Here is a 21,367-nt window from a genome sequence, read left to right on the forward strand (position 1 = left end):
GAAAATATCAACAATGCCAATAAAAACATTATATATTTCAAATACTTGTTCATTCTCTACCTCCTGCTAGTTCATTTTCAACATCAATGGCTGTTTATCAGGGAACTCAGTTGTATCAAATTCAATACTTACTTCACTATTGCCGTTCTCTTCAAGCGGATAAGCCACAATCGATTCAATCACCATATTTTTTTCTATAGTTTTCTTACTATTTTCTTGTAAGAAAGTTAAGGTATGATTTTCTAATAAGATATCTTCTTTTGGAGCCAACACTTCACCATTTTGATAAACTTTTACATACTTCTGCCAAATATCAATTGGTGTATGCGTCTCTTCCGTTTTATTTTTGTATAAAAAGCGTACAATAAGTAGTTGATCCCCTGCTATTTTATCAATTTCATACGTACTGACTTGCAGAGAAAAATGATCATTTTCAACTTTATTATCTAATTCCCCTGAGGATTTCTCTATTGTTTCGGTCATTTTGGATTCGGTGAGAGTCTCAATAGACGAAGCAAATAATTTTTGCCTCTTTTGATGCGAATTGTCGACAGGACTATAAAAGAAAAATTGAACAACAGAGTTTTCCTTCGAAACATAATAAATATCCAACCAGGATGGCTTCTTTTCATAGGTTCCTTCAAAAGAATAGTGAACGACAGGTTGGTTATTTAAGACAAGTTGCTCTCCTTTATTTTTTTTAAGATCATAATATTCTTTTAAATATTTTTTTGAATACTTATCTAGTGCTTCTTTTGAAAGATTTTCCGCACTGTCTGCTTTAACATAAAACAGAGAATTACTTTTAGTATCTTTGGCTCCAAAAACCGCATTCGCATTAATTGTTTCTTCTGGATTCACTTCTTCTTCCCAACTTGTTGGAAGCTGAATTCTATAGTCACTTTCATTCGCCGAAAATAGTAATGATTCTTTTTGTAGTGTTGTCTTTTGACAAGCTGATAAGAGTAATAGACCTACTAACAGGCATAAATTTTTCTTTACATTCATTCCTTGATTTCCCCTTGTTCATGATCATTCAAGTGCTTAGAGCTTTTTCTGTGTAACCAGTAGACATATAAAGCAAAAATTACGATAGAACCTACGAACAGACTGGCTCCAATAGCAAAGCCTTGCGGAAGATATACAAATTCAATCGTGTGTTTTCCTTTCGGGATAGTGACAGCAAGAAATGCCTCTTTAAAAGAATCCACAGTTTCTTTTTTTCCATCAATATAGACAGACCAACCTTTTTCATAAGGAATCGTAGTCAAAAGAACTTCATCTGCTTTGATCTCAACTTCAGCTTTAGCTTTTCGTCCATCTACAACAAAATCGACTCCATTTTTCTGCATTTTTTTTACATCTTCTGCAAATTTTTCTGTATTAAGAAAAACAGCATTTGGTCTAAAGATCTCCAGATTCTTTGTTTCTCCAGTAAATGAAAACTCTACTTCAACAGCTGTCGTCTTATCATAGTAGCCTAAATCATAATATTGTCCGAAATCGGAAACTTTATTGAACATCCGTTGCCCATTTACAGTTGCTGTGACATAAGAATCAGTAAATTTAGTAAAACTTGTTGGAACAATACTCACATAACCTTGCGTCTTTTCTGGTACTGTTACTAATAATTTGATTTTCCTTGGATGGGAAATTTCTTGTTCCCCCAATGTAATAGTTGAACCGGATTCTGTTATTACAACATCTTCTGAATCAATAATGGGTGCGTCGCCAAAAGAGAAAATTTCCCCTTCAGTCTGAGCTAGATGGTTAAACAATTCAGTTTGATTTTTAACCGCATTGTCTTCAAAAATAGCCTCATCTGTTAGCACACCTAGTGGTAACGCATATTTATTTTCATATAATGTATATTGACCACTTTTTCCAATGGATTCAAAGCCAAATTTACTATAGCCTTCGCCTTTTGCTATATTATATTTCATGCCAACAAGAGTATCTGCCAGTATAGTGTTATTTCTATATTGGATTTGCAAATTGGTCCCTAAAGATCGATATCCTAATGTGTTCAAGTATTGTGAGGAATGTCTATTACGGATAGAAGAAAACATAGATACGCCACCATAACCATATCTAAAACTATCATTTGAAGAAGTAGGATTGATGTTTTCTAAGCGATAAAACGATTCCTTATCCTCTGTTTGTGTCACTAACTTTTCTACATCCTTATAAGGTTCTTGGTAGTACTTACGATCTGTATAGCCCCAATCACGTTTGATCCCAATAATCATTTGTTGAGTGTTAAAAGTCATTTCACCAGTCATCACAACAAAGAGTATTATTATTGCTACGTTTGCTCGTTTGGGTTTATTCACATAGAAGAACCAAAGGGCTAAGTAAACAATGAGTAGAGCAATGGTTATAATTAATGTTTCAGTTGAAACCGCACCATATCTTTTTTTATCGGACAAGAACATAAAGACTAGAAAGAGTCCGCCAACAACTAAAACAATATTCGTTAAACTATTACTGTCATCTTTCGTCAAGACTTCTAAGCTATAGCCACATAATAAAATAACTAAGAAAGAGATCAAAAAGCTAAATCTAAATAAAAACATATTAGGTGAATGCATCCCATGCCAAAATAAATTCAACCCACTAATATAGATACTCGCGATTAAAAACAGTAATAATGCACCATACCCCAGCTTATTTTTAAGAGCAAATTTCTTTGTGACAAAATAGTAAACACACAGCAGTAACGGGATTAATCCGACATAAACAAATGGCATACTTTGGTATTTACTTGTATCATAAAGCCCCACTAGATTTTTTGCTACTAGATCCCAAGCACCAATATCTTTAGTAATAAAGGTTTCTATTTTAGTCAAACTTTCACCATTCGTCAGCAGGTCTAAAACCGTCGGTAAAATAACAACCATCGAGGCAGCACCGGCTATAAGCGATGTAATCATATAAGTTGAAATTGTTTTTTTATACTCACTCCAGTTCGTTACAGCTCGAGCAAAAAAGTATAGAAAAGAGAAAACACCTACCATAAAAGCCATGTAAAAATTAGACAAGAATAGCAATAAATAGCTAATAAACAATAATACAGGTTTCCTTTGGTCCATCACCCGATGAATTCCCAAGATAACTAGCGGTAAGTACACAAATGTGTCCAACCACATAATAACTTCTGAATAGGCAACTGCGTAGGACATCAAGGAGTAACTAATACTTAAAGCTGTGATAATCCAGCGATTTAGCTTATATGTATGATGTGCAAAAAACCAAAATGACAAACCGCTTGCACCAAATTTAAGTAATGTTAAATAATAAAGTGTATCCGGCATATTAACGTTGTCAAAAAAGGCCACTAATGGTGTAAAAATACCATTTAAGTAGTACGCAGAAAGAGCCCAATAATTAAGCCCCAATGAACCTGACCACGTATAAAAAATACTTTGTTTCCCCTCCAGTACATGTTTAAAACTTGCATGGAAATTTGAATATTGTGCAAAAGCATCTGATGCCAAGATAGACATCTTACTTCCTGGATAGATTCCTATCTTATAATAAGCAATAATCATTACTAGCATAGGAATAAAAATACTTAGTCCCATGAATAATACATTATTCTTAAAAAAATTTTTTATTTTTTCAATCTGCATATATTATTTCTCACTTTCTTACTGTTTAATAGGGTATACCTAGTTTATTAAATGGAAAATACCGATAAAAAACGACTCCTTCAATCTGATCTTGATTAATTAACCCAAAACTTCGACTATCATTTGAATGATTCCGATTATCCCCTTGTACAAAATAATGATTCTCAGGAATTTTTTTGTATTGCTTCAATTCTTCTGCAGCATTTGGTGATAATGCAATTTTAACCATGCCATCTTGTAATTCATCAATTGTGGCAGGAGCATTTTGACTTCTTTGAGAACTGCCATTTGGTAAAAGGAATAAATTATTACCACTAACCCAAATATCATCCCCTGGAATCCCAATTACACGTTTTATATACGAATCATCTTTTTGCCCCTTTGGCTCAAATGTAATGATTTCATAGCGTCGAAACGATTTTTTTTTCTTGATTAAAATTAGATCTTTTTCTTGAAAAGTCGGCTCCATCGATTGACCACTAACTCGATGCACTGAAAAGTTGAAAAGAAAGACAGTTAATACAACAACAAAAGCGATTAAGAAAAGAGCCTCAGACTGCCATAATCTTTGCGGCAGCCTTTGCGAGTTTATTTTTTGAATAGGTCTCCGTTTTTTTACTTTTTTTACATACATATTTTTTTTTACACTTTTATAAGAACGAGGTGGTCTTTTTGTTTCCGTTTGCTTTTCTTTATTTACCATATTTAATTACCTTCTATTATTAAAATTGTCGCATACCATGTAGAGGGAAAAAGCGAATTTTCACAACACCAACAATATCCTTCGTCTCAATAAATCCATACTCTCGGCTATCCGTCGCATATTCTCTGTTATCTCCCAAAACAAAATACTGGCTTTTAGGAACATTACTTACGCCCAATATATCTTTTAATTTAAAATCAGCAACTGCAGGTTCCTCACTTTGTTCTTCGTTACGTGTGATAAAACGTTCGGCTTTTAGCTCATTATTTATATATAGTTCATTTCCTTTATATTGAATTTCTTCTCCTGGAAGTCCAATCACTCTACGGATGCTTGTTTCTCCCAATTTATTCTTTATATAAATCAAATCAAAACGTTCGATTTTTGCTGGTTTATAGACAATTAGCCGTTCTTGGTCATTTAATGTGGGTACCATAGAATAGCCTTCAACTTTAGGGAAAGCTAATAAAAAGACACTAATTAGAACAACAAGCAGAGTTGTCACTACTAGTGTGATCAACAGCTCAAATAGCAATTTTTTTTGTTTGGCTCTTTTTCGTTTAAGGGCAAGTAATTCCTTTTGCCGCTTTCTTTTTTTCAGGCCAGACTTACTAGTTTTTTTGTTTACGGAAGCGGTTTGTTGCTTTTTTTGAGGTACAGCTACTCTTTTTTTTTTCATTCAGGCCACCTCAGATTAAATTATTGTTTTTTCTCCAGAGCAGCTTCGTTAATTTTAAATTCTTTAAATACTTCTTTTTGTGATATTTTTATTTTCTTTATATCGTCTAGATATCCCTTAAATACTTCTTCATTTTGTAGTGATTCTAATGATTGTGTATGTAAGTTTGTTCCTAGTTGTTTGACCGCATTAAAATAACGGTTTAGAATAATTTGTTTTTCTTCTTTTAAAGTAGTTGATGCTTTTGTAAAACCAAAGCTAACTAGCTTACCAGAAAGCGTTCCAACGTTTTTAATTGCCTTTTGAGGTGTTTTATTTTTTTGAATATCTTCTAGTTGTACACTCACTTCATCTAATAAATAGTAGACTTGAACAAGTGACTCTGATTCTTTTCCATTCAACCGATTTTGCTGATAAAATCGGGTGTAAGCGGCTCCTGAAAAAGCTACTGCAGCAAATAAAAATAATACGATTGACCAGGCAATTTGCTTTTTAACTTTTGATTCAAGCTTTTTCTTATGCATAATCCAACGCTTGCGTTTCTTTTTATTCTTTGGCGGTCGTTTTTTCTTAAACGTCTTAATTTTTTTTCTATTTCTACTTGAACTAAAAAATAAAGTCAAGCTAAAAAAACTAAAGAGAAGTACCCCAGATGCAAGGGCAACAAATGACCAATCTAAAGTACTCATTCTATTCTCATCTCCTCTTTCTTAACTTTTTTTCTTCTTTATTTTTTTCCTCTTTTTACTTTTTAGACCAAATCGAACAATTACAAAGATAACTAGCGCAACTGCGACAACACCACCAAAAATAACCGCAATAAGTTTCCAATTGATTCCTTGTTCTTGGACTAAGTTGACGTCTTGATCGTTGTATTTATCTGCATCTTCATCTGTAATCGTAAATTCTTCTTCCCATGTCCATTTTCTATCTTTTGCGCTCGCTACAACATAGGCTTTATAGTCTCCCGGAATCATTTTTTCTCCATTCATGGAGACAGGAAAATCTACCATACTATTCGGTGCTACCCTCATATCAGCTTTTTTAGCATCATAAAGTACAGCCTCAGAATCCTTTTTAGTAATTTGAACATCCATGGTTAAATCTTCTAAATAAGTTGCTTCAATATTGGAAAAATTGATAAAAATACTATTACGGTAATTACTTAACCCTGCACTTACACTGTTAAATTTCAATTCTGGTTCTACGACAGTATCTGTTTCTGAAAGGATCATTCCGACCATATAGGCGTATTCATTAATAACTCCTTTTTGCTTGGCCCGCTCTTTTTCATCCACTTCCGCCTTCAACTGAATTCCACCGGAGATAACCCCATCAAAAGTTGCTTCCGGCATTGTAATATCCAGTTTCAAAGGTACGGTGGTCTTAGCTGGTAAAACAACCTTCTCTGGTCCCTTTACCAAGTCAGTAAAATCATATTTTAATGACTTATCATTATCAATAGCTACAGACCCATATTCGATAACACCATTTCCACTTGTTTTGGCGCCATTCAAAGACACAAGAGCCACGACTTCCTTATCAGACTCGTTTGTCAAATCAATAGATACTGTTTGTTTTTGTGAAGGCTTCATTCGTAAATCAAAATATCCTACCTCTTGATTAATCTGATTCTCTGGCTTGTTTACCTTATATGTATAGCCAACTGATGCTTCTGCATTTAGGCTAAACGAACAAACTCCTATTATGTATAAAAATGTGATTGCTATTATCTTCTTTGCAGTTTTCATATTACATAGCCTCATTTCTTGTTTTCATGAGATAAGTTCACCAGCTGTATTAGCCAGTGAACTTATTTAACTCACGTTAATTTAAAATTATAAAGTTTCCCCCATTGTCCAAGTGATTACAGCATTGTAATCGCCTGTTGCAACTACTTCATTACCAGCTTTAGGAATCGTTAAAACAACAGATTCTTTTGCATTTCCTGAATTATCTGCCAGTCTTTCGCCAAATATTAATTCATGTTGACCATAACCAGCATTCGCGGTTCCAGTATTTTTGATGGCAGGTGAAGATTTACCAAATTCAACTGTTACGCTAGCTTCTGGTGCAGTTGTAGCAACAGCTCCAGGATAGTTGTTTACCCAAGTGTTTTTGTATTCTATTGTTGCACCGTTCAATTTGTTAGCACCACTTGTGAATTCTGTAGTCATTTTTGCAGACAATGAAAACACACGTGAGTCTTCACGTACATCATAGAACGATACAAAGTTCGCTGTTTTTACATTGTTACCGTTATCGTATAAAGCTGCATCATACGTATCGTTTGTTGCTGTTAATGCAGTGTGTCCACTACCAAACTCTAAAGGTGTTACAGCGATGATTCCAAATGTACCTGGATCTGTTTGTGGGAATGTTGGATTCTCCGTAATCACAGAACCTGTACCAGAATCAGGATCTGAAGAATCAGATGAGCTGTTTTCTGTTCCAGATGTAATTCCACTAGTGTTAGTGAAACCGATATGGCCTGCTCCTTCAATTGAATTTGCCTTTGTAGTATTTGGTACTGCCAAAGCAACCCCTGCAACAGCTACTAAAGCCGCGCCGCATAATTTGTGTGTTAATTTCATTTGTGTTTCCTCCTAAATAATATGTTTGTAATTTATGGTAGCTCGGATAAAATCCAAGTTATCACCGTTGTGTATTCTACTGCATCAATTTTAGTTGCAGTAGGAATGTTTAAAGTTATTGCATTATTTTGATAAACTTGCTGATTACCGAAATCAGCATTTAAGACTGGTTCACCTTTTTCATCCACTCTGGGTGTTAAGGTGTTTTCTAATTGAAGTGGATTATTTTCCGATGCTCCAAACGAAATAGACCAAGTTCCTAAGCCATTACCTGATTTAGCTTTCGCCAAGGTATGTGTCTCGCCAATATTGTTTACTTCAATTATTTCTTTAGAAACAACAGGTGCTTTGTCCAAATTGGAAACTGAATTTGCCCACGATTTGTCAAAAGAAAGAAAAGCTCCTTTTAACTCGTTATTAGCAGTATCCATGTTCTGAAACTGCATCTCTTGGCGCAGTTGCAAGGTCCAGCCTAATGCTTCAGAGCGTTCATCTGTTATTTGAACAAAATTTCCGCGAGCTGTTGTGTCGTCATGAAATAATTGAGCATTTACAGGCAAGCTCATCGCCTTATCAGAAATTCTATTTGCTGAAAAATTCAGCTGTGGAACAAAATCTATGCGTAAATCGCCTGTTGTACTTGGGCTTGGTCCAGGATCAACGCTGGTTCCTGGATTTTCTGGGTCTTTAGGACCTCCCTTGTCACCACCATCACTGTCGCCAGTGAAGCTAATGTGACCTGGACCTCCCTTGTCAGCTTCAGCAAAAACTTTCTGGTTACCAACTGTCAGGTAAAGTAACGCTATCAGAGCGACAAAAGCAGTAACAAAAATATTTTTCTTCATGAACTACTCTGCCCTCCTTTTTTTCTTCACCAAAACAAAGCTTAAACCCAAGACTAGTAAAATGCTTCCGCTAATCGTTAAACTCTTTGCAATTAATTCACCAGTAGAAGGTAATTTTCCGACCGGTTTAACAGAAGATCCTCCCGAATCCCCATTTGAATTGGTTGGTTCTGTTGTACCTGAGGGATCTGTCGTACTCGATGAATCAATTGGTGTATCATCATAAAAAGATACTTTTCCGTTAGTTTGAGCGGCTCCAGCCTCAGCAAAAACCGTTTGACTACTACATGCACCTACAATTACTAGAATAAAGGTAGATAATAGTAGATATTTAATTTTATGTTTCATTACTATTACCTCCTCATCACTTCGCTTCTGTTAGTGTGTATAAGATTCTGCAATCATAGTCATCGATTTTTCTGAATTGGTCTTTCGATAATTTAAAGACAAATCCATTCGATTTATTTTTCCACTCAGTTTCACTAACATCGAAATCGCCTTGTTTCACATGCTTACTTTTAAGGATCATAGTGCTTGAATCCTTGCTAAGCGGTTTTGTTGTCGATCCATCATTATAGTAAAGGGCATCTTTCAACACAAAAGAAGTATCTTTTCTAGAATGCATTTCCGTCGTCAACGTTGCTGTCAGCTCCCATTGAGTTAATTTATCTCTGGTATCTGTTACTGTTAACGGCTGGTCATATGCTGGTCGGTCTGACTCATAATCACCAAAGTTCATGATTTGGTGATTACTACCAAATTCTAACGTAGCTGGTGCTGATGATAAGAATAAGGTTCCGTCAAAGAAATAAATTAGATTTGCATCGTCATTTGGTACAACATAAGCATCGTAATCTGGTGGTCGAGATGATAAACGATATAAACCTTCCAACTCAGCTAATTTATCCTTAACTTCGCTAAAATCATTTTCTAAATGAATTGTTTCACCAATTTTAGCTTTTACAACAACTGTAGCTAATTCATTTTCCGGACTAAGTTGTTTAAAAGTAATGGTCAAATCGATATATTGTGTATAGTACAGTCGGATTGTCGTTGTTCCTTCTTTAAAGGTGACATTGTCAATAGAATCAGATCTTGCTGCATCAAATTTATATCTTGATAGTACCTTAACTTTGACATCTGCTTTTTCGCCGATCACACCTTGTAATTCTTCACTTTGTTCTTCAGTGATTTTTTGATTGATGTCTGAATTCCAATATTCAACAATTACTTTCCCGGCTTTGTTATAATATGCCCGGTATGTTGCATCTCCTGTAATAGTAGAAGGGAGTTTATCAGATCTTACTGAATCATAAATATAACCATCAATTTCTTTTGGGGAATAGGTTAATGAAGTATCCTTTTTACCAATAAATATGCTATTTGTTTCGGAAGCGATTTTAGCATTTGTTCCAGCATCCCAATATTCAATGGTTATTGTATAAACTCTTGCATAATACTGGCGAACAGTTACATTCCCTTCAGTAAAGGTTGTTGGCATAGCATCAGACTTAGCTTTGTCGAATTCATACTTTGGAATATCTTTTTGTGTGTATTTGACAGCTGAACCAACTTCGCCTTCTAGTATTTCATCAGAAACACCAGAGATTTTTGTGTTCGTATCGCTATCCCAATATTCTACAGTGACTTTCCCCATAACCTTATCTTTGGTATAGTACAGAATCACTTCTGTATTTGTTCCAAAAATAGCTGGTGTTGGTGTTTGTTTGACAAATGTATAGCCTGTACCTACTGCACCTTTGTCTAATTGGGTTTCTGTGATTGCTTCACCAATAGTTCCTTCTACCGATTTCGAAGAGATGATTTCTGTTGATGTACCATCTAACATGTACTTCACAGTCATCATAGTCGTTTTAGGATTTTCCGTATAATACAGCTTTACTGTTTTATTCGTAGTACCATATGTCACACTACCTAGCGGCTCTGAATCAGAATCAACATACGTGTACCCAGGAATAGATGTTGGTGTAATATTGGCAAGAGCACCAATTTCTCCCTTTTGTGGTAAATCTGGTTGAACTGTTGTTGAGATTTTCGCACCGCCTTTGATCCAGTGCTCAACAGTTATAGTACTTTCAGTTGTTTTCGATTCTGCATAGACTTTATAGACGTTTTTGCTGGAATCAAATTGAACAGTTAATGAATCTGCATTTAATGAACCTGCTTGAATAAAGTCAAGTTTGTTAAATTCAGTCTCACCAAGACCTTGTTTTAATGCATCAAATGCATTTTGCTTCGTTAGAGTCTTTTTCGTACTATCAAGGTAATCTATTGAAGTAAGAATGCTGCTTTGTTTTGAATAACTTGTTCCACCGTAGGCATTGTAATTGTTGCTAACTACAGTATCTGCCAATGAGTAATTAGATGCTGATGTTGGACTTCCCGAACCGTTGTATTTATACAATTCAACAGCCGCATCAGTGATCGGCAAGAATAACTTAGAGGTAGGACTAAAGTTTGCTGACTCTTTGTCTGTACTAGCAGTAGCTGTTGTCGTTGCCTGAGCCATATCGCCTTTTTTAGGATTGCTGTATTGAGCGGTATCTACATTCATATTGAATGTACCTTCACCATCTCCAAGCCCTTTAAATGCCAAATTTTTAGCATCTAATGAAACAAACTCGTCTTCAGTGGAATTATATTCCGTAAACTTGAACGCATTTGTTTTTAGATTAGCATTCCATGGAAGATACCCAACACCCGTATCAATCGCAGCTTTTAACCTTGCTTCGGCTGTGGTATAGTTACTTTCATTAATATGAACCGCTGACCAATCAGGATTTATCCCCTTAATAGTAGCTTCTTGTACATCTGTTATTCCGCCAATCACACCAGAACCGCCCATTCCAGGCGTATGATACATATTATAATACGCAGCTGCAATAAACGCGGGAACTCTTCCTGAGAATCCCGAATTATATGCTTTTAAACTATCTTCATATTGTTTTAAGACTGCATATTGGCTTGTTCCACCAATATTCAATTGAAAATCACTTAGTACGATCATCACAGGTGTTGCATCTGAACGGACTTTACCTTCCCCTTCCTTTTTAACCAAATCGGTCACTGATTTGATCACCCAAGGAATTGAGTCATTCTCATATTGAGGATTCATTGTGTACATGTTTTGAATGGTCTGTAGATATTGTTTGTTGTCATCGATTTGAAAGAATCCTGAATCTTTTTGAATGCCATTTCTAGGTAGATACCCCGGAAGCAATTCTGAGTCGAAAGTATTATTATTAGCTTGATTATGTGCAATCAGACGAATACGAGCATCCGCGTTGGATTCTATCAACTTTTGGCTAAAGGCTTCAACCATTTTGCGACCATTGACCAGTGAACTCTCAGCAGTTGGTGCAACACTTTGCCTTTTCATAGAACCAGACCAGTCCAAGATAAACATCACATCAATTTTTTCTCCAGCCTCTAATCCCATATTAGAAATCACATATTCCAAACTATATTTTCCAGAATCATCTGGATAATTATTTAGTGAAACATAGCTAGCTTTGTTTTTCGTTCCAGCCAATTCCAGCCCTCGAACAGTTTGGATCAATTGTTCTCTTGATAAGTTTGCACTAACGTCATCCGTAGTTGATACGTTACTACTGACTTTATATACCTTATCAAGTGCTGAAAGTGACCCTTCGGACCAAGTCGCATTGTCTTTATAGGGACGAGTGGAATCAGAACCTTTTGAAGATATCAACAGGCTATTGACTGATTGATTAGCTTCTGACAATGTTCCTGCAGTCCAAGTTGAATAGTTTGAGGTAGTAATATTAGCTGCTGCCTTTACCGGTTGCTCTTTTGCAGAGAAACTGTACGTAAAAAAGCTAACAATTAACGCGAGACACATAAAAAGTGAAAACCCTATTTTAAACTGTTTCATCTTTTCATTTCTTTTTTTGTTTTTCATTTTTCATTTCACCCCCTTTCAAATAGTACATTTATGACTCTTAGCTTAGAGGTATTATTCACAAATCATATAACCAACGGAACGAACTGTTTTGATGTAATTTGGATTTAATGAATATTCTTCAAGTTTTTTACGAATATGAAAAACTACATTCGATACACGATACTTTTCATCATCATATGATTTCCCCCAAACCTTCCTATATAACTCTTCATATGAAAAGGCAATGCCGGGATTACTTAAAAGCAATTTAAATAGTTTATACTCTGTTCTAGTAAGGGGGACTTCCTCGCCTAATGTGATAATGCTTAGATTTTTTTCATTTAATTCTGCTACAATCTCGTTTTGCTCTGTCGTTTTCTCTTCTTCTATTGATTGTGTTTCATACATTTTCTTTCTATTTAATGCATTTTTTACGATCAATTGTAATTCTTTGGGCGAGCATTCTGTGCTGATATTTCCATCAGCTCCTAGTTGTAGGTAGACAACTCGTTTCTTTTCATCATGCTTTTTCGATACGACCCACACAAATGATTCTGAGTTCATCTTGATTTCAATGATAAATTGGCAAATTTCAGCCACCACAGAATCCACATTATCCGTGAAAATCAATACAGCATCTTTTTTTTTAAGATCTCTGGATAACTCCTCTGGCTCTATATTGGAAGCCTTAAATGAGTTAAAACCCCCTTCTTCTATGTATCTGTCTAATTCTACTTCTGGAAGCCCAGTATTAATTACTCCTATGTTATACATGTTTACCTCCTATATTCTCTTTGGCCTAGCTGCATCCACATTCATCAATCTACTTTTCACATCATTTCCTTTTTGATGATCTTACGAGTCGAATATTTGGCTTCCCGCCCTATACGCTTTATAATATTTTCTATAAAGAAGATATGGCAACTCTTCTTTTTTCTAACTAACTGTATATTTATTTTTTTGTTATAATTTCTTATTTCTATCACAAATAAGAAAAAAATCTTCTTCTTCTTACTAGATGCTCCTCTTCGAAATTCGTGACCACGAAGGTGACGGCTTATTTGTGCAAAAATTAAATGCTCAGTTACTGAGCATTTAAAAATAAATTGTCAATTGTAGCAATTGCGGCTTGTCGGTTTTCTAATAAAGAATCTGCGTATGTATCTAATGTCAATTTCGTTGAATGATGCCCAAGTATTTGACTTAGACTGGCAATATCAACTCCCTGTTCTATACAACGTGTGGCAAACGTATGTCGTAATGAGTGGAAACGAATTTCTGGAAATCCTAGTTTATTGGTAATTTTTTTGAATCGATAATTGATTGTTCGCGGTTCTGTTAGTCCGCCATTACATGAAATAACGTAGTCCGTAGACGAATATTTTTTCTTTTCTAATAGATAATTTGATAAATTATTTGCTAACGGAATAATTCTTTCAGAATTGTTGGACTTAGGCGTTCCAGCAATAACTTCGGTCTTTTTTACCGTTGTGTGTTCGTTGGTTATTCTTGTAATCGTTCTCTTGACATGAATGGTCTTTTTCTCAAAGTCGATGTCTTCCCACTTCAAACCACTGATTTCTCCGATCCTCATTCCTGAATATAGCGCTAAAATGATTGGTGAACATTCTTTTTCCTGTAGCGCAACCAACTCGATTTTTCTTTGATCTGTCAGGGAAAGTGAGGCGATTTTTTTTGTTGTTGTTTTTGGTAAAACTATGCTGTTACATGGATTTTCGTTTAAGTAATTTTGCTTAACAGCTACATTTAATGCATTTTTCAAAATATTAAAGACATTTCGGATCGTTCCTGAAGCAAATTTTTGCTGTGCTAGCTGATAAACCCAGGCTTGGATATTTTCTTGAGTTATTTTTTGCAGCTTGATAGAACCAATTGTTGGGATAATGTGGCGCTTGATCAAGCGGACATAGTTTGAATAGGTAGTTGGTTTGACCGTATATTTCATTGTTGAGAGCATCCAATTACCAATAAAATTTTCGATCGTTCCATGATAACTAGTGATAGAATAATCGCTTACTAGATACTTGGCTTTTACCACCGTTAGCTTGTCTTTTACTTCAGAATAATGTCTTCCATATATATAGCCATAAACAATTTTATTTTTAGGTGTCCGCTCTTTAATATATCGACCTTCCCAGCGACCATCCTTACGTTTATAAATATTTTCTCCTTTTTTCACCATAATTAACTTATCCTTTGCTTTGAATTTTTTGACGATTTTTTTGACGGCTAAAACAGTAAATAGTCTGTAAATCCAAGCTTTCTTGTAAAAAATCAAATATATTTTTGTCATTTATCTCACTTTTTTTAATTTTTCCGCAAAAAAATGAGATAAAACTCTATTGACTTTAAATTTCAGCTCAGTTAATATGAATCTACAATTAATTTACAAATACAAAAACGTATTTCTTCTCTAATAATTCATTTTTTTATATTCTTGTTTGTGATAGAAATAAGAAATATATTTTTTTGTTCTTTATTATTTAAATTAAGTTTAACGTGATTTTTTATTGAGATTTGCTCATCATTTGTCTCATAAAAATCCCTTTTCTGACTACATAGCATTTATCCTTCAATGGATAAATGCTTTTTTCAGTTCTGATTCGTTGAGAAAAAAGAGATTTTGCATTATTATGTCAGCAATGAAAGAGAGGGATTTCCCATGCTTAGTTTTGATATTTTTGACGCAGAAACAGGCAAAAATTGCAATTGCTTTACTTACTTTATAAAAAAGAAGACTGGTATTCTATGGATGAGTTAGTATTCGATAGTCATTTAGAGCGAAAGTCTGTTCTTAAATATACAAAAGAATTAGCAAATGATATTGTAGAAGTCGAATCTGCTCAGATCAACTTTTCAAAAGGCAAAGGGGTTTGTTTTACTGGTGGGCAAATAGGTTATCTCGAAACAGTTCCTATTATTACTGAACAGTCAATAGCATTATCATTAATGAAAGAACTATTTTTCCAGACAAATTTGTCTTTGGATTATTTCCTTCAAAAGTACTTTGTCAGTGAAAGTACAATTCGTCGAAGAGTACAACAATTTAATCTATTACTAAAAAAATATGGATTGAAGATAAAATCAGTTAATCGGGAGTTAAGCGTGGAGGGCAACGAGATACAATTTCGGTATCTCAGCTATATCTTGTTTTGGAATATCTATCGTGGAATGTCCTGGCCGTTTCCGACTATCGATCAACAAAAAATCATTAGATTCATCGAAACTGAAATGAGACCTTATTCTCCTATTAAAGATGTGACCGTTGCAAGCTGGAGCTATATGATTGCAATCAATCTTTATCGTTACAATCATAAAAAGCCACTAACCAACGAAGATCTGCCTAGCTTTGCTCATCAACTGAATCAAGAAGCTCTTACACAAGCAGGGATAAATGATTCGATCTTGTTCTCGATACAGCAAAGCTTTCATTTATCTACTCCAGAAGCAGATTTTATTTGTTTATTATTTCAGATACGGTCTAGCTTTCTTTTAATTCCAACAGTGTCAAAACGTCTGTTGGCTGTTCACAAGTCGTTGAATACCTCTGTTTATCAAATGTATCAAGTATTCCTAAAAGTTATCCAACCAGACTTGTCTGCTATTGATGAAGAAACAAAAATTGCTTATCACAGCGTGCTTTTCGTAGGCTTTTTGACCGATCTTTTATTTCCAAATTTCGCAACTACATTATCTGGTTATGATTACACTAGGTATTTAAAACAACACTATCCTTTTTTAAGAGCAGCTATGGTTGAGAAATTTCGAGAAATGCAAAAGTATTTCCCCGCTGTGTCTTTTTCAAATGAGGAAATGCTTGTTGCGCGTTTTTGTGAAGCACATGCCCTTATCAAAAGCCCGACAATCTATTCACCTCCTATCTATATACAGATGGAAACGGATCTACCTGTGATCATGGAAAGGATTATCGCCCAACAATTAGAATCCTTTTTGCAGCCTTTTTATAATATCTCTTTCGTGTCGTCTACCGCTCAACTAGAAGAAGTGAACATTGATTTGATTATTGCTTCTACAACATCTTCACTCCTAAAAAAAAGAGCACAAAATATACCTATTGTTTATATAAATCCCGGCTTTACCCCAAGTGATGTTTTCACTATTATTGCTGTCATCGAAAATGAATTGAAGATCCGAAAGAGTTCCATAGAAAAAAGAACCTAATTCACTTTTTAGCGAATCAGGTTCTTTTTTATTTATATGTCTATGGATATTTTGCGTAAAGGTGAACGTCATTCTCCAATTTTTAAATGGGCAGACGAAACCACACATATGGTATTAGGTACTTCTGCACGCAAAACCTTTAATACGTCGGGATTGATTGCTTCTTATTTAATGATTCCCGATCCTGAGCTACGGGAACAATTTTTATGTATACTGAAAAATTGCGATGGTCTTTCTTCTACAAGTATTTCAGAAATGGACAGTACGATTACAGCTTATAACGACTGTCAGCAGTGATTGAACCAATTCGATGTCGACACAAGAAACTTTTTCATGGGATAAACGATTGAGGGTATCCATTTTTGCTTGACTGAGTTTGATCATAGTAGCAGCTCCTTTATGTCTTTTTGAGGAAAAACCTCTCTTACTTTCCAGTATACTCGCTGGTATTTAGAAAGACAAAGAAGATGATCTTTTAAAAGCTAAAATAAAGCAGGCTATAAATTTCCTAGCCTGCTTTTGATTTTCTTTCTAATTATCCATTTTTATTGTATAGTAGATACAAAGCTGAGGTTGAGACAAACGTCGTTCAGGTTTGAGAGTTTGGACTAGCCGTTTATCTTATGCCTCGTTTTTTTTCGATTTTGTTATGCCAAGAAGTTGCTGTTGTTTGTAAGACTTTATTTAGTTCGCTGATATTCTGACGACCATCAGACATCAGCCATTCTCTTGCGGCGGTCTCTCCTTTTTTGACAAATGGTTCTACGCCATTTGCCCATGTTGCTCTTCCACATAAGACACCATTAAAAGTCGATTGTGCCTTAGCTGCAAATGTTAGTGTTTCTTGGAATAAGTTCGCGCTTACTCCAGCACTTAGAAAAATAAATGGTAAGTCCGTCGCTTGACTCTGCTCTTTAAAGTAATTCAACGCAGCTTCCTGTGTATAACAAACTTCTGTACCATAACCTTCTACATAATTCATATTAACCGGTACTTCCACTTTTAAAACATCTACATTATAACGGTCTTTTGAAAATTCTTTCATCATTTCATTTACTTTATGCGGTTTGACTTTAGCGAATTCAATTGAATTAGGATCAAGTCCATCCGCATCATACGATAACACTTCTAAGAAAAATGGCAAATCTTCAGCTAAACACTCTGAACCAATTCTTTCAATAAAAATATGCTTTTGTTCATTTATCTCATCCGCTTCATCAATGTCATAATAAAGTAAAAACTTACAAGCATCAGCCCCTGCTTCTTTCAAACGTTTTACAGACCAGTCATTTAAGATGTCAGGCAATCGTCCTACTTTTTCTGCGTCGTAACCAGTCTTTTCATAGGCTAACAATAGACCAGCGCTTTGCGCTCGTTTCGCCGCTGCTGGTAAACCATATTCTGGATCTAGTAAGATTGAAGACGCAAACGGTGTTAGTTCTTCTGAAACAATCATTTTAAAGTCGCTGATTTGTTTTGATGAAACAGCTTGCGACTGGTATTTTCCAATCATTTTCTTTAGAGCGCCACGCTGATCAATTGCTAACGCACTGATAATCCCTGATTCATCCGATACTCGTTGAAGGGCTTCATATTTTTTCTGACTAACTTTTTTCATACCTAACCTCTCATTCTGGATTTATTTCGTATAATACTTTGACATGTTCTGAATCCTTTTTAACCATTTCTTTAAATGGCTTTTCTAAATCTTCTAAAGAGTAAATACCTGTAATCAGGGGCTTCACATTAATTTCCTTTTCTGCCATATAGCGTAAGCCAGCCGTCCATTCAAACCCTGGAAATGGCGCTGAATACGACATCCATGATCCTGTTATTTCCAGCTCTCCACGTAGGATTTTTTCAAAATCAACTGGTGACAATACAACTTCTTTGGTGCTAGTGCCCACATAACTGATTTGGCCTCTTTTTTGAATAAATCGAATTGCTTGAACTTGAGTGATGGCACTCCCGGCTGTTTCAATCACGATTTCTGGTAAATCATGTGTTTTGAAATAGTCTTCTAAGGAACAAGTATTCGGATTGACCAATTGATCAGCACCAATTTTTTGGGCTATCGCTAGTTTGTTTTCATTCAAATCAACAACCGTAATCTCGCCAACTCCTCTAGCACGTAATGCCAATAAGGTCAACAAACCAATCGTACCTGCACCTAAAACCATGACGCTGACTCCAGCACGAAGCTCGATTCGTTCAATTCCATGAATCGCTACAGTCAATGGTTCTAATAGAGCCGCTTCTTTTAAGGACAAACTTTCCGGCACCTTCACACAATTTTTAGCAGGAACTGCTACATATTCAGCCATTGCTCCTTGCTCTCTCGAACCGATGAAACTGTAGTGTGAACACATTGCAGGTTCCCCTTTTTGACAAGCATCACATTTGCCACACGGAATGAGCGGGGCAACTGCTACACGATCACCACTGATAAAATCAGATACATCCGCTCCAACAGCTTCAACGATTCCTGAAAATTCATGACCTAAAACTTGTGGAAATGTATGAACACCACCCTCAAAATACCTTGGTAAATCAGAACCACAAACACCGCAATAGGCAGCTTTGACCAACACTTTGTCTGATTCGAGTTTAGGTTTCTCTAGTTCGTTTAGAATCATTTGAGCTTTTCCAACAACTTCTAATGCTCTCAAACTACTTCACTCCTTCTCCATCTGCTTCAACATATAATGTTTGTCTCTTATACTTAATAAACGTGTAAACAAAACAGGCCACATAGACGACTAAAATCACGAAAAAGCCAAGACCTGTCTCTAAGGTAATTCCTTTAGTCAATAAATAGGTGATTGGACTTCCAGCTTGATCTAAAGAAGATACGCGTTCTCCTTGAGCAACTAAACCAACCGATTGTCCCAATTGTGTTTGTAAACTGATCATTTGATTAGAAATCCAAATCGTCACATACATGATTACTGAACCAGAAATCAGCGTTCTAAATAAGTTCCCTTTATGGACCCCAACAGCAATAGCAATGAAAAAGCCCATCGTTGCTAAATCACCGAACGGCAATACTTGATTCCCTGGTACGATTACAGCAATCAAAATCGTTAATGGAACAAAAAGTAAGCTGGCAGCGATAACTTGTGAATCCCCTAGTAACAACGCAGGATCTAAACCAATTTTTAGCTCACTACCTTTAAAATGCTTATCTAATAATTTACGAGCAGCTTCTGAAATTGGAATTAGCCCTTCCATGATCAACTTTACGACCATTGGCATCAAGACCATGACTGCTGCCATTTGAATCGCTAATTGTAATGAATCAGCAACTGAATATTTTGCCAAAAGTCCGATCACGAATCCAAGAACTGCTCCAACGATCGTTGGTTGTCCCAGCACGCCCAATTTTTCTTCGATTTTTTCTGAGGTAATGTTGATTTTATTGACTCCTGGAATTTTTTCGATCAAATCATCGATTGGAGCAGCAAAGACTCCCATATAAGCTGAGGAGCCGTGTGGGATCGAAATTCCTTCTAAACCAAAGTAATCATCTGTTACTTGACCAAACATATCCCCTAATTTATATGCAATCACTGCATGAACGACAACACCTAAAATACCTAGATAGAAATTTCCAGTGGCGATCTGAACAATGGCTCCAGTAAAAGCCATATGCCAAATATTCCAAATGTCAACGTTTACAACTTTTGTCATTTTAAATACTAACATGATGATATTGACTCCAATTGCTATTGGGATTGCGATCAACCCTAGATCTGAACCCCAAGCCATGGGAGAGGTTCCCGGCCAGCCCAGATCAACAACATTTAAACCTAAATTAAAATTCTTTGCCATCGCCTCTGCTGCTGCACCTAAATTATCCGTCAGTAAAGAAATAACCAACCCAATTCCAACAAATCCAATTCCAATCGTAATACCTGAGCGAAGTGATTTACCAATTCCTTGACCTAATAGTAATCCTAATATCATGATCACGATCGGAAGCATCACACTTGCACCAAGGTCGACAATATATTGAATAATAGCCATATTTTTACTCCTTCCTTATTGCTTCAAAACATCTAAGATCTTATTTTCAGTACCCTCGATATTTACACCAGAAACAAACGCTACGCCATGAACAACTGGAATCCCGTAATCTTTTCTGACCTTGGCAGTTGTCACAATCAAATCTGCTCCTTCTTTTTTACTGTCCAACTCACTCACTCGGCATTGAACCACTTCAACTGGAATACTTTCTCTTTGAGCCAACTCTTTGATTTTGTTTGCAGCAACAGTTGATGTTGCGATTGCGCCTCCACAGGCAACGATTACTTTTTTCATGATATATTCACTCCTTAATTTATAAATACGCAGAAATAACTGTTTCCATTTTATTTACATCTTCCGCTTGGGCTAATTGTTCTACAAATCCTTCTTTTTGAAGTGATTCGATCAGTTTTTGCAGGATCGATAAATGTTTTTTCCCTTCTTTGATTGCTAGCATTATAACAACTGATACTTCAATTACATCTTCCTCATCTCCCCCCATTTCGTTAAATGGAATGGGTTGTTCTAGCGTAACAAATACTAAGCGGTCTTCATTGACATAAGTGCCATCTGTATGTGGAATCGCCACCCCAATTTTTAACGGCAATCCCGTTGGAAATTCTGACTCTCGCTCAATCAATGCCTCTAAGAAATGTTGCTGCACGATTCCTTCTACCTCTAGTTCTGTACTTAATTTTTCAAACAATTCCCGTTGTGTAGCCACTGACAATCGATGATACAATAATGGTTCTTTCATTTC

General features: G+C 35.7%; 19 protein-coding genes. 2 read left to right on the top strand and 17 right to left on the bottom strand.

All coding sequences use genetic code 11. The annotated features are described in order from the left end of the window. Positions 1–66 precede the first annotated feature (66 nt). From V192_RS0106335 to V192_RS0106390, 12 genes are all read right to left on the bottom strand, one after another. Complete coding sequence (locus V192_RS0106335) at positions 67–1,008, bottom strand: DUF5067 domain-containing protein (protein ID WP_025870091.1); 942 nt, start codon at positions 1,006–1,008, stop codon at positions 67–69. Next, positions 1,005–3,632 carry a YfhO family protein gene (locus V192_RS0106340; protein WP_025870092.1) on the bottom strand — a complete coding sequence of 876 codons (2,628 nt, stop codon included), beginning with the start codon at positions 3,630–3,632 and terminating at the stop codon, positions 1,005–1,007. Before V192_RS0106340 ends, V192_RS0106335 begins: the two co-directional genes overlap by 4 nt. A 25-nt stretch (positions 3,633–3,657) precedes the next feature. Next, entirely contained in the window at positions 3,658–4,335 is a 678-nt protein-coding gene (lepB, locus tag V192_RS0106345; protein WP_025870093.1) for a signal peptidase I, read from the bottom strand. A 19-nt stretch (positions 4,336–4,354) separates the two neighbouring features. Further along, entirely contained in the window at positions 4,355–5,014 is a 660-nt protein-coding gene (lepB, locus tag V192_RS0106350) for a signal peptidase I (RefSeq protein ID WP_025870094.1), read from the bottom strand. A 20-nt stretch (positions 5,015–5,034) separates the two neighbouring features. Continuing rightward, positions 5,035–5,703, bottom strand: a complete 669-nt coding sequence (locus tag V192_RS0106355) for a hypothetical protein (protein ID WP_025870095.1) — start codon at positions 5,701–5,703, stop codon at positions 5,035–5,037. Positions 5,704–5,724: 21 nt separating this feature from the next. Beyond that, positions 5,725–6,765, bottom strand: coding sequence for a WxLIP family cell surface protein (locus tag V192_RS0106360; RefSeq protein ID WP_025870097.1), 1,041 nt, complete (start codon positions 6,763–6,765; stop codon positions 5,725–5,727). Positions 6,766–6,852: 87 nt separating this feature from the next. Beyond that, positions 6,853–7,608, bottom strand: a complete 756-nt coding sequence (locus tag V192_RS0106365; RefSeq protein ID WP_025870099.1) for a WxL domain-containing protein — start codon at positions 7,606–7,608, stop codon at positions 6,853–6,855. A 32-nt stretch (positions 7,609–7,640) separates the two neighbouring features. After that, positions 7,641–8,453, bottom strand: coding sequence for a WxL domain-containing protein (locus V192_RS0106370; protein WP_025870101.1), 813 nt, complete (start codon positions 8,451–8,453; stop codon positions 7,641–7,643). 3 nt (positions 8,454–8,456) lie between these two features. Continuing rightward, positions 8,457–8,801: an LPXTG cell wall anchor domain-containing protein gene (locus tag V192_RS0106375; RefSeq protein ID WP_025870103.1), complete on the bottom strand. Its 345-nt coding sequence runs from the start codon at positions 8,799–8,801 to the stop codon at positions 8,457–8,459. Positions 8,802–8,817: 16 nt separating this feature from the next. Then, positions 8,818–12,396: a MucBP domain-containing protein gene (locus V192_RS0106380; protein ID WP_025870104.1), complete on the bottom strand. Its 3,579-nt coding sequence runs from the start codon at positions 12,394–12,396 to the stop codon at positions 8,818–8,820. A 54-nt stretch (positions 12,397–12,450) separates the two neighbouring features. Next, positions 12,451–13,152 carry a response regulator transcription factor gene (locus tag V192_RS0106385; RefSeq protein WP_025870105.1) on the bottom strand — a complete coding sequence of 234 codons (702 nt, stop codon included), beginning with the start codon at positions 13,150–13,152 and terminating at the stop codon, positions 12,451–12,453. A gap of 310 nt (positions 13,153–13,462) precedes the next feature. After that, on the bottom strand, positions 13,463–14,581 hold the full coding sequence (locus V192_RS0106390; RefSeq protein ID WP_025870106.1) for a tyrosine-type recombinase/integrase: 1,119 nt from the start codon (positions 14,579–14,581) through the stop codon (positions 13,463–13,465). A 566-nt stretch (positions 14,582–15,147) separates the two neighbouring features. On the opposite strand from V192_RS0106390, the gene V192_RS0106400 reads away from it, so the two are divergent. Both V192_RS0106400 and V192_RS0106405 read left to right on the top strand, forming a co-directional pair. Then, on the top strand, positions 15,148–16,581 hold the full coding sequence (locus V192_RS0106400) for a helix-turn-helix domain-containing protein (RefSeq protein WP_025870107.1): 1,434 nt from the start codon (positions 15,148–15,150) through the stop codon (positions 16,579–16,581). A 42-nt stretch (positions 16,582–16,623) separates the two neighbouring features. Beyond that, positions 16,624–16,878: a beta C-S lyase family protein gene (locus V192_RS0106405; protein ID WP_128080800.1), complete on the top strand. Its 255-nt coding sequence runs from the start codon at positions 16,624–16,626 to the stop codon at positions 16,876–16,878. Between the two features lie 319 nt (positions 16,879–17,197). Here V192_RS0106405 and lacD read toward each other — a convergent pair whose 3' ends face one another. From lacD to V192_RS0106430, 5 genes are read right to left on the bottom strand one after another with little or no spacing between them, the layout of a single operon-like run. Beyond that, positions 17,198–18,199, bottom strand: a complete 1,002-nt coding sequence (gene lacD, locus V192_RS0106410) for a tagatose-bisphosphate aldolase (RefSeq protein WP_025870109.1) — start codon at positions 18,197–18,199, stop codon at positions 17,198–17,200. A 10-nt stretch (positions 18,200–18,209) separates the two neighbouring features. Continuing rightward, complete coding sequence (locus tag V192_RS0106415) at positions 18,210–19,250, bottom strand: galactitol-1-phosphate 5-dehydrogenase (RefSeq protein ID WP_025870111.1); 1,041 nt, start codon at positions 19,248–19,250, stop codon at positions 18,210–18,212. A 1-nt stretch (position 19,251) separates the two neighbouring features. Next, positions 19,252–20,607: a PTS galactitol transporter subunit IIC gene (locus V192_RS0106420; RefSeq protein ID WP_025870118.1), complete on the bottom strand. Its 1,356-nt coding sequence runs from the start codon at positions 20,605–20,607 to the stop codon at positions 19,252–19,254. Between the two features lie 15 nt (positions 20,608–20,622). After that, positions 20,623–20,901, bottom strand: coding sequence for a PTS galactitol transporter subunit IIB (gene gatB, locus V192_RS0106425; protein ID WP_025870120.1), 279 nt, complete (start codon positions 20,899–20,901; stop codon positions 20,623–20,625). Positions 20,902–20,920: 19 nt separating this feature from the next. Then, on the bottom strand, positions 20,921–21,364 hold the full coding sequence (locus V192_RS0106430; protein WP_025870122.1) for a PTS sugar transporter subunit IIA: 444 nt from the start codon (positions 21,362–21,364) through the stop codon (positions 20,921–20,923). Positions 21,365–21,367 lie beyond the last annotated feature (3 nt).

Source organism: Enterococcus crotali, from assembly GCF_000633635.1.
Taxonomy (GTDB): Bacteria; Bacillota; Bacilli; order Lactobacillales; family Enterococcaceae; genus Enterococcus_L; species Enterococcus_L crotali.